The organism is Blautia ammoniilytica (assembly GCF_025566965.1).
GTDB lineage: Bacteria > Bacillota > Clostridia > Lachnospirales > Lachnospiraceae > Blautia_A > Blautia_A ammoniilytica.
Genome location: NZ_JAOQJL010000001.1, coordinates 131555 through 145130 on the forward strand (window position 1 = coordinate 131555; position 13576 = coordinate 145130).

Genomic DNA, 13576 nt, shown 5'->3' on the forward strand with positions numbered 1-13576 from the left:
GAGCCGTAAATGGACGAAAGAATGGAGTAAAATATGCTGGGAATTATATATCTTGTTTTATGTATATTGATAGGAAAAGAGATCACATCTGTGCTTCTGTCAGATGGCAAAGCAGATGGCACAGGGTTTAACAGGATCTGGATCACAGCACCTGCTTCCTTTGGGATTGGCACACTGTTCCTTACCTGGGCTGTTTACATTATTTCCTGGTTTGCAAGTGTGAAAGGCGGGATGGAGCATCCTCTTTTTATGGGAAATCTTGTGGTGATGGCAGCTGCACTGCTTTTTCTTGTGTGGCTGTATGCCGTAAGGTTCCGCAGCCATCAGTCTTTATGGGCATTAAAGAAAGAGACTGCTGACAGCCAACGTCTGATCAGAGAGGCTGTCTTTTTCGGGATCTGCTTTTTGTTCCTCACCTGGATCATGTTTTATACCTTCCATTTGAGTGGAGGGTATCTGTATTCCGGATATACAGTTTATGGGGATTATGCACCCCATACGGCTATGATGCGTTCCTTTTCACTGGAGAATAATTTTCCTACCCAGTATCCTCACTTTGGAGGAGCAGACGTAAAATACCATTTTATGTTTCAGTTTTTGTCAGGAAATCTGGAATATCTTGGTCTTCCTATAGATATTGCATACAATAGCGTCAGTATTCTTTCCCTTCTTGGCTTTTTTATGATTCTTTACAGCCTTGCATTTCGGATTGCAGGGGGTATGGGAGCAGGGATATTGTCAGTAGTGTTTATGATCTTCCGGAGTGGAACTGCATTTTTTGTATTTGCATGGGAACATATCCAGGCAGGAGATCTATGGGAGATTTTTAAAGCAAATACCTCTTTTATTGGTTATACCACTAATGAGAACTGGGGATTATGGAATTTTAACGTATATCTGAATCAGAGACATTTAGGTTTTGGCTTGCTTCTGGTGGCTTTGGCTTTGTGGGTATTTCTGGATTGGCTGGAGGCAGGGGCAGATCATCAGGAGAAAGGCTTTAAATGGCTGAAATGCAGGTTTACGACCAGGGAAGCATGGCTTCCCAAAGATCCGGAGCGGGCACTTTTAATGGGCCTTGTGCTTGGGCTGGCTTCTTTCTGGAATGGGGCAGCAGTGATCGGCGGTTTGCTGATATTGTGTGGCTTTGCCCTGTTTTCTGACGGAAAGCTTGATTATGCATTAACTGCAGGAGTGACGGTTCTTTTTACAATGATCCAGTCAAAGATTTTTGTAACCGGATCTGTGGTTTCGCCATCCTTCTATTTTGGATTCCTGGCAGATGATAAAACCATGTGGGGAAGCCTGGTATATCTGTTTAAGATCACAGGCCCTGTATTTCTGGGGGTTATTTTGCTGCTGGTGTTTATGAAAAGAAGGCAGAGGGCAGCAGCAGTGGCTTTTCTCATGCCGGTTTTGTTTACTTTTACCATATCACTTACTCCGGACATTAACGTAAACCATAAGTATGTGATGATCGCGTATGCATTTATGACTATTTTCTGGGGATGGGTTGTATGCGGCCTTTGGAAAAAGAAAATTCCGGGGAAAATATGTGCCATTCTTTTGACAGTCAGTCTTACTCTTACTGGGATTTACGATTTTGTGGTGATCCTGAAGGATAATGATTCCATGCACCGGGTATCTGTGAATATGAACAGCACACTGACAAAATGGCTAAGTGAGAATCTGACAGATCAGGATCTGATTCTTACACCAGAGTATAGTATGAATGAGGTGACTATGTCCGGTGTGATGATGTATCTGGGATGGCCTTATTATGCCTGGTCAGCAGGATATGATACCAATTACAGGGCAGCGCAGGCTGTGCAGATCTATACTGCTCAGGATCAGGAGATTTTAGAGAAAACCGTGGCCGAAGAGAAGATTACATATATCCTGTATGAAGAAGGGATGGAATTTGAGCAGCAGGCATGTAGGGAAGATCTTATTGAAATGACGTATCCTCTGGTTTATACTTCAGATGACGGACGGATCAGGATCTATCAGACAACAGAGGAATATAAAGAAAAAGGGGCAGTATGATGGAAGCAGAAATCACAAATGCAACAAAAAAAGGAAAAACAGTGGGAAAGAAAAGAATCTTGCAGCTTCTGCTGGCAATTGCCCTGATCGGAGGCTCCGCATATCTTTTGAAAGGAGATGTGTGGACGTTCTGGACCTGGTGGCTTCTTGCCGGTGTGCTGGGACTTTGTGCCATTCCATTGACAGGGAGGCTTTTTCAGGGATTTGCGGATAAAGGCTGGATTTTTTCCAAAGCCCTTGCAATTGCGGTTACCGGATTTTTTACCTGGTTTCTGGTGTCGATTAAGCTTGCAGCATTTACCACACTTACCTGTGTGGCAGTAGTATTGATTTTTGTTGTGTGCTGTATCCTGCTTTTTCTGCATCAGAGCAGACAGGGGATCTGGTGTATGCCGGAAGGCCATGGAGATCTGATTTTTTGGGAAGAAGTGATCTTTTTTGCAGCATTTCTTATGTGGACTTATTTTGCAGGTTTTCATCCACAGGCATATGGAACAGAAAAGTTTATGGATTATGGCTTCATGGAAGCTATGATGCGAAGCACTACGCTGCCGGCTACTGATCTGTGGTATTCTCAGGGGAAGATCAATTATTATTATGGCGGCCAGTATTTTGCAGTCTTTCTTACAAAGCTGTCTGTTACCAAGGTGGCAAAGACCTATAACCTGATGCGTACTTTTGTAGCAGCTTTTGCATTTGCAATGCCTTTTTCGCTGGTTTATCAGATGGTAAGAGACCGGATGTACGGACAGCTTACAGGGAAGAAGCGGTGTGTACCGCCAATAGCCGGACTGACTGCAGGAATTTCCCTGTCTTTGGCAGGAAATGGACACTATATCGTATACCGGTGGGTACTTCCCTGGATCCAAAAGCTACAGGGCGTGGAAAGCGATTCCGGTTACTGGTTCCCGGATGCTACCCGCTACATCGGATATAATCCTTACAGGGAAGAGGATCGGACGATCCATGAGTTCCCAAGCTATTCCTTTGTACTTGGGGATCTTCATGCCCATGTGGTAAATATCCTGTTTGTACTTTTACTGATCGGTATCCTGTATGCATGGATGAAGAAAATGAAAGCCCAAAGGCTGGATCAGGTAGATCTTCGTACATTTGCTTTCTGGAAAAGAGAAATGTTATCCCCCTATCTGCTGCTTGCAGGCTTGCTTCTTGGAATGTATCAGTGGACGAATTTCTGGGATTTTGTTATTTATTTTGTAGTTACCGGCGGAGTGGTGCTGTTTGGAAATATTGTACGGCTGGGCGGCAGGATCCGTAAGATCCTTGCTGTTACCATTGTACAGGCTTTAGAGCTTTTGGCAGTTTCCTATCTGGTGATCCTTCCTTTTACCATTCAGTTTGACAGTATGGTAGATGGTGTAGGAATAGCCAAATATCACAGCTATTTTTATCAGCTCCTTGTTTTGTGGGGGATTCCTGTATTGCTTGTTCTTGTATTTGTGGTTTCACTTTTAAGGGAAAAGCTGAAGCAGGTGGAGCATAAAAGCTTGTATAGTCTGATGGCTGCCACAGATGTACCGGATCTGTTTGCCCTGATCACCGGATTATGTGCCGTTGGATTGATCCTGATCCCGGAACTGGTATATGTAAGGGATATTTATGAGAATGGCAATGCAAGAGCCAATACCATGTTTAAGCTTACTTATCAGGCGTATATCCTGTTTGCCCTGACTATGGGATATGGGATTTACCGGCTGCTTATAGTGACCAGGAACAAGCTATCCAAAGTATTGGCAGGCGTTGTGCTGTTCTTCCTTGTGTGTACCTTTGGATATTTGGGGAACAGTGTAAAGGCCTGGTTTGGGGATGTGTGGAAGGTCAGCGATTACCAGGGGCTGGATGCCACCACATTCCTGGAACAGCAGGTTCCTGAGGATGCAGCTGCCATCCGGTGGCTGAGGGCAAATATTACAGGTTCGCCGGTTGTACTGGAAGCACCGGGAGACAGCTACACCAAGTATGAACGTGTGTCTGCAGCTACAGGTCTTCCTACGGTGATCGGCTGGAGAGTCCATGAATGGCTGTGGAGAAGCAATGTAGCTGATGTGGATTTTAAAGCAGAGGATGTAAGGCGGATCTATACGTCCACAGACGAAGACCAGGTTAAGCGTCTTTTGACCAATTATGATGTTTCCTATATTTTCGTTGGTTCCACGGAACGGGAAAAGTATGGTGACAGTTTAAATGAAGCTTTGCTTCAAAGTCTTGGAACTGTGGTTTTCCAGGATGAGACCTATGACACATATATCATTAAGGTGGATGGGGTTAATTAAAAAGAAAGTGAGATAAAGAAGGCTGAGAATATATGAGAGCAGAAGTAGTAGCAATGACAGGGGAGTGTCTGAATCATGAGGCTTTGAAAAGAGCAGGAGAGATCCTGAAAAATGGCGGATTGGTGGCATTTCCTACAGAAACAGTTTACGGGCTTGGAGGTGATGCATTGAATCCCCAGGCTTCCAAAAAAATCTATGCAGCAAAGGGGCGTCCTTCGGACAATCCACTGATCGTTCATATTGCAGATATGGACAGCCTATACCGGATCGTAAAGACAGTACCGGAAAAGGCCAGGATATTGGCAGGGAAATACTGGCCAGGTCCTTTGACTATGATTTTTCAGAAATCTGATATTGTGCCGATGGAGACTACAGGAGGACTGGATAGTGTTGCTGTGCGTTTTCCAAGTGATCCGGTAGCAGCAGCGCTGATCCGTGCTGCCGGTGGGTATGTGGCTGCACCAAGTGCCAATACATCAGGAAGACCAAGTCCGACTACTGCACAGCATGTGGAAGAAGATCTGGGAGATGCCATTGATATGATCATTGACGGCGGGGCTGTAGGGATCGGTCTTGAGTCAACGATTGTGGATTTTACAGAAGAGATCCCTGTGGTACTGCGCCCGGGATATATTTCCCTGGAAATGCTTCAGGACACGCTGGGGGATGTACGGATGGATCAGGGGCTGATACGGTCAGATAGTTCAGTGCGTCCGAAAGCACCTGGAATGAAGTACCGTCACTACGCGCCAAAAGCGGATCTGGCAGTAGTAGAAGGACAGGCTGAGAAAGTGGTAGCCAGGATCAACGAAATGACAGAAGCAGATCTTGCAAATGGAAAAAGGGTGGGAATCATTGCTGCACAGGAATCCTGTTCCTTGTATCCAAAGGGAACGGTAAAGTGCATTGGTAGCCGTGAAAAAGAAGAAACCATTGCTCATAATCTTTATGAGATCCTCAGGGAGTTTGACCAGTGCCAGGTGGATCAGATCTATTCAGAGGCATTTTACACTCCCCAGATGGGGCAGGCTATCATGAACCGGCTTTTAAAGGCTGCAGGCCATAAAGTAATAAGCGTATAGCTATATAAAAAACAGCGCACATTTTTTTGAAAAATAGCATACAGGAGGGTTTTACATGGGAAACAAAAATATGAAAAAAGAAGATTATCTTTCCTGGGACGAATATTTTATGGGAGTGGCCATACTGTCAGGCATGCGTTCCAAGGATCCCAACTCCCAGGTAGGATCATGTATCGTCAGCGAGGATAATAAGATCCTTTCCATGGGATATAATGGATTCCCAAAGGGCTGCTCAGATGATGAATTTCCCTGGGCCAGGGAAGGAGTGCCCTTAAATACTAAATACTTGTATGTGACCCACAGCGAGTTAAATGCAATCCTGAATTACCGTGGGGGAAGCTTGGAGGGAGCAAAATTATATGTTTCTCTTTTCCCCTGCAATGAATGTGCGAAAGCCATTATTCAGGCAGGCATCAAAACTGTAGTCTATGACAGTGACAAATATGCAGATACTCCGGCGGTGATCGCATCCAAACGGATGATGGATGCAGCGGGTGTGCGTTATTATCAGTACAGCCGCACAGGCAGGAAGATTGAACTGGATGTGTAAGGACGCCTTTCACAGATTGGAAATGATACAGTGTGCGATTATAAAGTAGGAAATTATGTAATAAGATAACTTTAATTTTCCGATATACATTTCCAATGATTCAATCACTTTTGGCTAATGTATGAAGCTGGAAAGCTGATTGCATTTGTGGATGGATTTGTAACAGATGAATCGGATTTAACAGATGAAATGTATAAGAATGCAGCTATGCATGACGAAAATGGTGCATGGCATCAGATGCGGCTGGCTTTTTGACAGGTAATACCAATAAAGATGGTTGACTTTATAATATATTCTTTTTATAATTATTTCATAGAAAGGGTGCAGCGTGGCACATAGACAGGAATGTCTGTGTGCTTTTTTTACTTTATTCTTGGGTTATGGAGGGAAAATATGGCAGCTTTTGAGAGAATCTGTTCGGGAATTCCGGATATGGATCAGGCACTGGATAATATCCGGCTGGGGGATAATGTGGTCTGGAGAGTTTCAAATCTCCAGGAATTCAGGTATTTCTGCGAACCTTATATAGAGCAGGCAATCAAGGACAATAGAAGAATTGTATATTTTCGATTTGCCAGTCATGAGCCGCTGGTAAAAGAATGTCCACAGGTAGAACGTATAGAAATTCCCTTATCACACAGGTTTGAGGATTTTACTGTGAAAATACATAAAATCATTGAAAAAGAAGGTTTTGATGTATTTTATGTATTTGACTGTCTTTCAGAACTTCAGACAGCCTGGGCAACAGACCTTATGATGGGAAACTTCTTTCGTGTTACGTGTCCGTTCCTTTTTACACTGGATACAGTTGCATTTTTTCCAATTATCAGGGGAAAACATTCTTTTCATGCAGTAAAGAAAATATTAAATACTACACAGTTGCTTCTGGATGTCTATTCTGACAGGAGAAACACATACGTCCGTCCTGCAAAAGTGTGGAACAGAGATTCGGAAACCATGTTTCGACCACATATTTATAACAGAGAAACAGGTGCATTCCGTCCGATCCTGGATGGAGTACAGTCCAGCCGTTTTTATCAGGTTCTTGACAAATTTCAGAGAACAGGTGAAGAGCAGTTTACAGATTCCTGGAATCGGTTTTTCAACACAGCAAAAATGTTATATGACAATCATATGAATACAGATGATGCCTGTAATACCATGTGTAATATTATGATGACCAGAGATGAAAAGATGCGTTTTATGGTGAAAAAGCACTTTACGCCACAGGATTATTTTAATGTTCGAAATCATATGATTGGAACAGGTATGATTGGTGGAAAAGCATGTGGAATGCTGCTTTCCAGAGCAATTGTCCGAAATCTGGCACCGGACATTGATGAGGTGCTTGAACCTCATGATTCCTTTTTTATCGGATCTGATGTTTATTATACTTACATTGTAGATAATGGATTCTGGGATATCCGTGTTCGTCAGAGAGAGGAAGAGGAATACTTTTCGCTGGCAGAAGAATTTGCACAGAAGCTAAAAAATGGTGTCTTTTCAGAAGAAATGCAAAATCAGTTTCTGCATATTCTGGAATACTATGGACAGGATCCTTTTATAGTACGCTCCAGCAGTATTCTCGAGGATGGTTTCGGCAATGCATTTGCAGGAAAATATGAGTCAGTTTTCTGCGCCAACAGGGGAACTCTGGAAGAGCGCCTTCTGGAGTTTGAAAACGCAATAAGGACTGTATATGCCAGTTCCATGAGTCTGTCGGCACTGGATTACAGAAAGCGGAGAGGACTTGACAAACGGGATGAACAGATGGCACTTCTTGTACAGCGCGTTTCTGGCTCTTACTATGGATCTTATTATATGCCATGTGCAGCGGGAGTTGGGTACTCTTACAGCCCTTATAAGTTTTTAAAGCAGATCGATCCAAAAGCAGGAATGCTGAGGCTGGTTATGGGTCTTGGAACAGCAGCAGTGGATCGCACGGAAGGTTCTTATCCCCGGCTTGTCAGTCTGGATATGCCACAGGCAACAAGCTGTACAACCATTGCAGAGAAACATCAGTTTTCGCAGCGAAAAGTAGAAGCAGTGGATACCTCAGGACACTGCGTGAGACAAATGTATCTGGATCAGATCGAAGGATTCCTTCCGGAATACCTTGCCAATATTCTTCTGGATCATGATTTTGACGCAGAAAGATCATTCAGGGAGAGGGGAATAGACAGATCCGTTTGTTTTATTGCGTGCAGTGGTATAGTAAAGAATCAGATTCTGATGAAGCAGATACAGGATATTATGCAGCTGCTCCAGAAAGAATATGAATATCCGGTTGATATCGAATTTACGGTGAACCTTTCAGAAACAGGAGAATATTCCATAAACCTGTTGCAGTGCCGGCCACTGAAGGTGTTTAAGGATATCGGAAAAGCACTGATTCCGGAGGATATTGCAGAAGAAAAAATAATTCTGGAGAATGTGCATTCTTCGATGGGACTGTCCAGAAATGTGAAAATCGATCACATTGTTCTGGTTGATCCGATTGCATACTATAATATGCCGTATGTCAGAAAGCCAAACGTGGCGAAACTGATCGGAACAATAAACTGGAAATACAAAGAAAAAAATAAGCATATGCTTCTTATGGTTCCGGGGCGTATAGGTACATCTTCTCCGGAACTTGGTGTTCCGACAACATTTGCAGATATCAGTGAATTTGAAGCAATCTGTGAGATAGAAGAGAAAAAGGCGGGATATAATCCGGAACTTTCGTATGGAAGCCATATTTTTCAGGATCTGGTAGAAGCAGAGATATTGTACACCGCAGTATTTGCCAATGAAAAAACGTTACGGTTTGCACCGGAAAAACTGGCAGAATATCCTGATATTGTAAGCCTGTTTACGGAGGATCCTGAGTTGAAGCAGGTTGTTCATGTGTATGATATGAGTAAAGTATCATGCGAACTGTGTAATGATCTGCAGAACGAAAGACTGGTACTTTATCAGCAGTAAAATAAAAAAGGGGCTGTTGCAAAATAGATGATTACTCATCTATTTTGCAACAGCCCCCCTTAGCTGCCTAAAAGCAAAGACAGGCGGGGCTGTCAATAGCGGACGTAGCCCGTTCATTTTACTGTGGACTAATATGTGTTGCATTTTTTTGCTTTCTTAATTCTGTTCCCACTAACACAATAGATAGCACAAACGCTGAAAAATCAGCAACAGGCCCCGCAAGCAATACTCCCATAATTCCGAAACGAAGCGGGAGCAGCAGGGTAAACGGAATCAACAAAAAGGTCTGCCTTGTTAATGCCAACAGAGCACCTCTTAACGATTTTCCTATTGCGGTAAAAAAACTGGAAGAAAGCAACTGCACACCATTTACCAACACCATGAAAAGATAGGTACGCATGAACAAAACAGCAAATTCAAAATACAGCTTGTCACCGTTTCCGAATAGCGAAATGATAGATTGCGGGAAAAATTGAAATGCGATGAAAGCAATAGTGGAAACAACAAGGTTCCATTTTACCGCAAGCAGGTAAGCCTCCCGTACACGATGGTATTGCCTTGCCCCATAGTTGAAGCCGATAATCGGCTGTGTTCCCTGCGAGATTCCTACAACAATCGCAAGGATTATGGCATTTGTTTTCATAACGATTCCGCAAGCAGCTAAGGGAATATCTGTTCCATATTTTGTTAATGCGCCGTAATAAGTCAACGAATTGTACTGAATGATTTGAATCACGGTAACTGCAATCTGGTTTGAGCTGCTGCTGATTCCCATGCTGCAAATTTTCATGCTTTCTTTGATGTCCAATAAAAACGACTCTTTTTCAAAATGGATTGTTTGGAAACGCCATAGATAACGGAGTGCGAGTATGAAGGAAAAAACTTGCCCAATAACTGTTGCCCAAGCTGCGCCGGCAATCCCCCAATCGCAAACAAAAATAAAAATGGGGTCAAGAATGGTATTGATAATAGCTCCCACAACCATGCAGACCATTGAATACTTTGGTTTTCCATCTGCTCGAATCAAATTGCTCATACCATTCGTTACAATGAGAAACGGCATTCCAATCAATGTTATGCTGGCATACTGCTTTGCATATGGAAATACATCTGTTGTTGCCCCAAATGCCTTTAGGAGCAAAGACAGAAAAGTTTCTCCAACCAGCAAATAAATAATTCCGAAAATTCCCATCAGAACAATACCATTTCCCGCTGCTTTGGCGGCAGCTTTCGGCTCTTTGCGTCCAAGACAGAGGGAAACACAGGAAGCACTGCCAATTCCGACCAGTAGTGCAATGGCAAGGCAGATGGTAGAAAACGGGTAGGCAACATTGGTTGCTGCATTTCCCAAATAACCGACCCCTTGACCAATAAAAATCTGATCCACAATATTGTAGATTGAGCCGACAAGAGACGCCACAATACTGGGAACAGCAAAATTTTTCAACAGCTTTGAAATTTTTTCATAGCCCAGAGGATTTTCAGTCATTGAACTCCTCCCCCCTTCTCTCTATATGGAGTTCCGATGTGATATTTCTGCCCGCCTGTATTAAGAAATCCATAAAAAGGTTCTGCTCGGATTCGCTCATACCCTGCAATAAAAGAGCTTCTGTCTTTTCACATATCATCTGTATCTCGTCAATAATAGACAATGCTCTTTCTGTAGGATACAATTTACATGTCCGCTTATCCTTATCATTGGGAGAACGTGTAATCATTCCCTGCTTTTCCAATGTCGCAACCGTCCGTACAATATTGCTTGGATGAACATAGAACATATTCAACAAAGAATCTTGTAGAATACCGGGCGAACGACAGATTTTGATTAAGAACATATATTGACTGTTGTTGATTCCATAGGGGGCAAGTTGCTTGTCCAAATAGATTTTGTAAAATCGGTCTGTTACGGAAAGCCATTTTAATAGTTGCATAGATATATACCTCCAATCAGAACGCATTATACATCAGTATGCGTGCGCACGCAAGTATTTTTTCTGCCAACAAATATTTCCAAATTAAGGTATTGAATCCTTATCGTGTTTTTGTAGATAGGTATGAGAGGTCTTTTGGTCTTTGTTTTCTTTGGTTCGGAATAGTGTGGTGCTGGCGGTCTATCTCTTGTTTTCGGTTGCTTGCTTCTTTACCGTAAATGAGCATTATGATAAGGGTTATAACATCGTAGCATACCAGCGAGGCGATGGGAAGGAAATGGCCGGAGCCTATACAGAAAGTAAAAGGCAGCAGCGGTTATTATCAGAAGCAGGATGCGGTACGACCGGATAAGGATTACAGCTATAAGATCCGTTTTACCAGCTCAGACGGGGGAAAGACCAGGGATCTGGTTTTTCTGGATATTCTGGAAAATGCGTGGAATGTGGACGGAAACCAAAGTGAAGGATGGCAGGGCTGCTTTAAAGGAGTGCAATATCGATTGCCTGCCAACCAGGGTATTGATGTAAAAATCCTGTATTCCACAGCACAGGGGCTGAATTAGTCCAAAGACAGGATATGGACCTGCGGAAACAGGTGAGCTTCAAATTCTGTTGCTTTTTGGGGCACTGCTGCTGATTGTTGCGCTAAGTGTTAAAAAGAAAAGAAGATAAGTGAAATCAAGAAACAGCTACTGTATACTTTCTTTATACAGAAAGATATATAGTAGCTGTTTTTATGTACAGGTGGATAGTTTTTTTTATTCTTATTCCTCTATGTTAAAGTGTATTTTCAGTGCAAAAAAGGGACTGTCAAACGACAGTCCCTGGAGCCTATACTACCATAAATTGAACGAGAAATCGGAATAGAGGGGAGTTGGCTGTCCAATATAATAGTAGCGGTAGTCAGAACCTGGTGCTTTGTAATATTTTGGCTTCTTCGTTGTATGGTAGGTAACGTCGATTGAAACGGCGTTTTTCAGAGAAGCCTTCTGTCCGTTTTTGATCTTCTTAGTGAACGCTTTGTTGCCCTTTCTATAAGCAATTTCAATAAAATCTATTTTATAATTTTTAGCAGCAGCAACCTTTATCTGTGTTTTTCCGGAACGGGAAATCTTGGCACCATATTGCCAGTAACCATTGATTTCAGAAGCGTAATCTTTTGAGCCAACTTTAAAGGATTTAAAAACGGCAGGGTGCTGTTTGAAGGTTACTTTACAGGACAGTTTATAGCTTTTTCCATTTTGATTAACTACAAAGCTGAAGGTGGATTTTTCTCCGACTTTAACCTTGTGGCCTTTTATGTGAAACTTCGTGCTTGTGCCAATCTGGATCGCATTTAATCCTTGACGTTTGTAAGCTGTGTAGTATGTGTTGGATGATTTTATGTTGGTAATGGTCGCTGTAGATGAAAGATTTTTGATGTAAATAAAACCGTATACAGATGTGTCATCGACACCCTTGAACGGAGCTGATCTCTCAAAATAAAGGGTCTGGGTCTTAGGGCAAACAGGTGCTTTGGCAGCTGCATTTGCCAGTAATGGAGTGATAGCGACTAACAACAGACATACAAGAAAGCCGCAAAGTGTCTTTTTCATTTTCTTCATTTCATTTTCCTCCTTTTTGCATTAATGATGGTGAATCTTTCTTATCCTTTCAGATGGATTTTAACCTGTGTTTGTATTATACCGCTTATAATCAGTATGGTCAATAGAGTGTACCGATTAGATACGGTATACGATAATCTAAAAAACGATTGCATATCCTTTTTTCCTGTAGTATCATCCAATTAACAAACAGACATATTTAAATGGAATGCGGTTCATATCCGCAGCGGCGTCCTTGCCACCGTAAAGTCGGGTCTTTTTATATGTGTCTCATCGTGCATTTCTTATCTCAGGGGCGATATAAAATGCATAACCAAGAATAGCTTTAAACGCTATTCTTAATGTTTATGCCCTCTTTTCAGAGGGTATTTTTTATACGAAGGAGGAATAATAACATGAAACACCGTCAATCCCGTTTTCTGGCACTGCTTCTTACTGCAGCTATGACATTAAGTTCTCCGGCTGCTGCTTTTGCCGGTGCTACAGACGATACTTGGTTCTCTGATGGGTTTGAGAATTTTACAAGTACACCAGATGAAAACGAAGAATCGGAAACTATTACTTTTAGTGATAAGGAAAATACCTGCTCCCCGTCTGAAGAATCTGCTTCTGAAGAATTCCTTACAGAGGATGTTCCTTCAGATTTTGCAGATACATCAGATTTTTTCACAACAATAACTGATACAAACAGCTCTATCGGTGAAAAGACCGAATACACAGATGCCTCTTACGATACGGATAATTTCACTTTCAGCGGTGGAGCCGGGCATATCACAATCACCTGTCCCACTATAGAGATCAAAAATGGCGTTATCTATGGAAATATCCGCTTTTCCAGCAGTTCTTATACCCAGCTGGAATCTAATGGAGTCACCTATTCTCCGGTTTCTACTGAAAATGGATCCCTGTTCCAGATCCCTGTAGTTTTAAATGAAGATATGGAAATTGCCGGAACTACCATAGCAATGGGAGCGCCACATACCATCACTTATACCATTCATATTTCTCTTGATGCTACCAAATTGCAAAAATCTTCCCCAGAAGATACTGCCGCAAAGTGGATCAAAGACAACTGCGATAACATCTTTGCAGACTGTTCCGA

The 13576-nt window shown here is 42.4% G+C and carries 11 protein-coding genes and 1 riboswitch; of the genes, 8 read left to right on the top strand and 3 right to left on the bottom strand.

Features of this window, described 5'->3' with window-relative positions; all coding sequences use genetic code 11:
* The first annotated feature begins 33 nt into the window (after positions 1-33).
* From OCV61_RS00580 to OCV61_RS00605, 6 genes are all read left to right on the top strand, one after another.
* A complete protein-coding gene (locus tag OCV61_RS00580) occupies positions 34-2046 on the top strand; it encodes a hypothetical protein (RefSeq protein ID WP_158420097.1) in 2013 nt (670 codons plus the stop codon).
* A complete protein-coding gene (locus OCV61_RS00585) occupies positions 2043-4340 on the top strand; it encodes a DUF2298 domain-containing protein (protein WP_262582565.1) in 2298 nt (765 codons plus the stop codon). The genes OCV61_RS00580 and OCV61_RS00585 overlap by 4 nt, the downstream gene beginning before the upstream one ends.
* Before the next feature lie 32 nt (positions 4341-4372).
* Positions 4373-5422: an L-threonylcarbamoyladenylate synthase gene (locus OCV61_RS00590; RefSeq protein ID WP_158420098.1), complete on the top strand. Its 1050-nt coding sequence runs from the start codon at positions 4373-4375 to the stop codon at positions 5420-5422.
* A 55-nt stretch (positions 5423-5477) separates the two neighbouring features.
* Positions 5478-5972: a deoxycytidylate deaminase gene (locus tag OCV61_RS00595; protein WP_244093060.1), complete on the top strand. Its 495-nt coding sequence runs from the start codon at positions 5478-5480 to the stop codon at positions 5970-5972.
* A 117-nt stretch (positions 5973-6089) separates the two neighbouring features.
* Positions 6090-6227, top strand: coding sequence for a hypothetical protein (locus OCV61_RS00600; RefSeq protein WP_330382846.1), 138 nt, complete (start codon positions 6090-6092; stop codon positions 6225-6227).
* Between the two features lie 138 nt (positions 6228-6365).
* Positions 6366-8939, top strand: coding sequence for a PEP/pyruvate-binding domain-containing protein (locus OCV61_RS00605; RefSeq protein ID WP_158420099.1), 2574 nt, complete (start codon positions 6366-6368; stop codon positions 8937-8939).
* Between the two features lie 118 nt (positions 8940-9057).
* On the opposite strand, the gene OCV61_RS00610 is transcribed toward OCV61_RS00605, so the two are convergent.
* Together OCV61_RS00610 and OCV61_RS00615 are read right to left on the bottom strand one after the other, a co-directional pair.
* A complete protein-coding gene (locus OCV61_RS00610; RefSeq protein ID WP_158420100.1) occupies positions 9058-10428 on the bottom strand; it encodes an MATE family efflux transporter in 1371 nt (456 codons plus the stop codon).
* Positions 10421-10870, bottom strand: a complete 450-nt coding sequence (locus OCV61_RS00615) for a MarR family winged helix-turn-helix transcriptional regulator (protein WP_158420101.1) — start codon at positions 10868-10870, stop codon at positions 10421-10423. The genes OCV61_RS00610 and OCV61_RS00615 overlap by 8 nt, the downstream gene beginning before the upstream one ends.
* Positions 10871-11136: 266 nt before the next feature.
* On the opposite strand from OCV61_RS00615, the gene OCV61_RS00620 reads away from it, so the two are divergent.
* A complete protein-coding gene (locus OCV61_RS00620; RefSeq protein WP_158420102.1) occupies positions 11137-11433 on the top strand; it encodes a hypothetical protein in 297 nt (98 codons plus the stop codon).
* 273 nt (positions 11434-11706) lie between these two features.
* On the opposite strand, the gene OCV61_RS00625 is transcribed toward OCV61_RS00620, so the two are convergent.
* Positions 11707-12474: a hypothetical protein gene (locus OCV61_RS00625; RefSeq protein WP_158420103.1), complete on the bottom strand. Its 768-nt coding sequence runs from the start codon at positions 12472-12474 to the stop codon at positions 11707-11709.
* Positions 12475-12652: 178 nt separating this feature from the next.
* A riboswitch (adenosylcobalamin (AdoCbl) riboswitch) is annotated at positions 12653-12786 on the top strand.
* An 83-nt stretch (positions 12787-12869) separates the two neighbouring features.
* Here OCV61_RS00625 and OCV61_RS00630 point away from each other — a divergent pair.
* On the top strand, positions 12870-13576 hold a 707-nt coding region (locus tag OCV61_RS00630), incomplete at its 3' end, for a hypothetical protein (protein WP_330382847.1).

Excerpts from the sequence above, each read along its gene's own strand:
- OCV61_RS00610 (WP_158420100.1), bottom strand. The coding sequence starts at position 10,428 with ATGACTGAAAATCCTCTGGGCTATGAAAAAATTTCAAAGCTGTTGAAA.
- OCV61_RS00625 (WP_158420103.1), bottom strand. The coding sequence starts at position 12,474 with ATGAAGAAAATGAAAAAGACACTTTGCGGCTTTCTTGTATGTCTGTTG.
- OCV61_RS00620 (WP_158420102.1), top strand. The coding sequence starts at position 11,137 with ATGGGAAGGAAATGGCCGGAGCCTATACAGAAAGTAAAAGGCAGCAGC.
- OCV61_RS00590 (WP_158420098.1), top strand. The coding sequence starts at position 4,373 with ATGAGAGCAGAAGTAGTAGCAATGACAGGGGAGTGTCTGAATCATGAG.
- OCV61_RS00595 (WP_244093060.1), top strand. The coding sequence starts at position 5,478 with ATGGGAAACAAAAATATGAAAAAAGAAGATTATCTTTCCTGGGACGAA.
- OCV61_RS00580 (WP_158420097.1), top strand. The coding sequence starts at position 34 with ATGCTGGGAATTATATATCTTGTTTTATGTATATTGATAGGAAAAGAG.
- OCV61_RS00600 (WP_330382846.1), top strand. The coding sequence starts at position 6,090 with ATGTATGAAGCTGGAAAGCTGATTGCATTTGTGGATGGATTTGTAACA.
- OCV61_RS00605 (WP_158420099.1), top strand. The coding sequence starts at position 6,366 with ATGGCAGCTTTTGAGAGAATCTGTTCGGGAATTCCGGATATGGATCAG.
- OCV61_RS00585 (WP_262582565.1), top strand. The coding sequence starts at position 2,043 with ATGATGGAAGCAGAAATCACAAATGCAACAAAAAAAGGAAAAACAGTG.
- OCV61_RS00615 (WP_158420101.1), bottom strand. The coding sequence starts at position 10,870 with ATGCAACTATTAAAATGGCTTTCCGTAACAGACCGATTTTACAAAATC.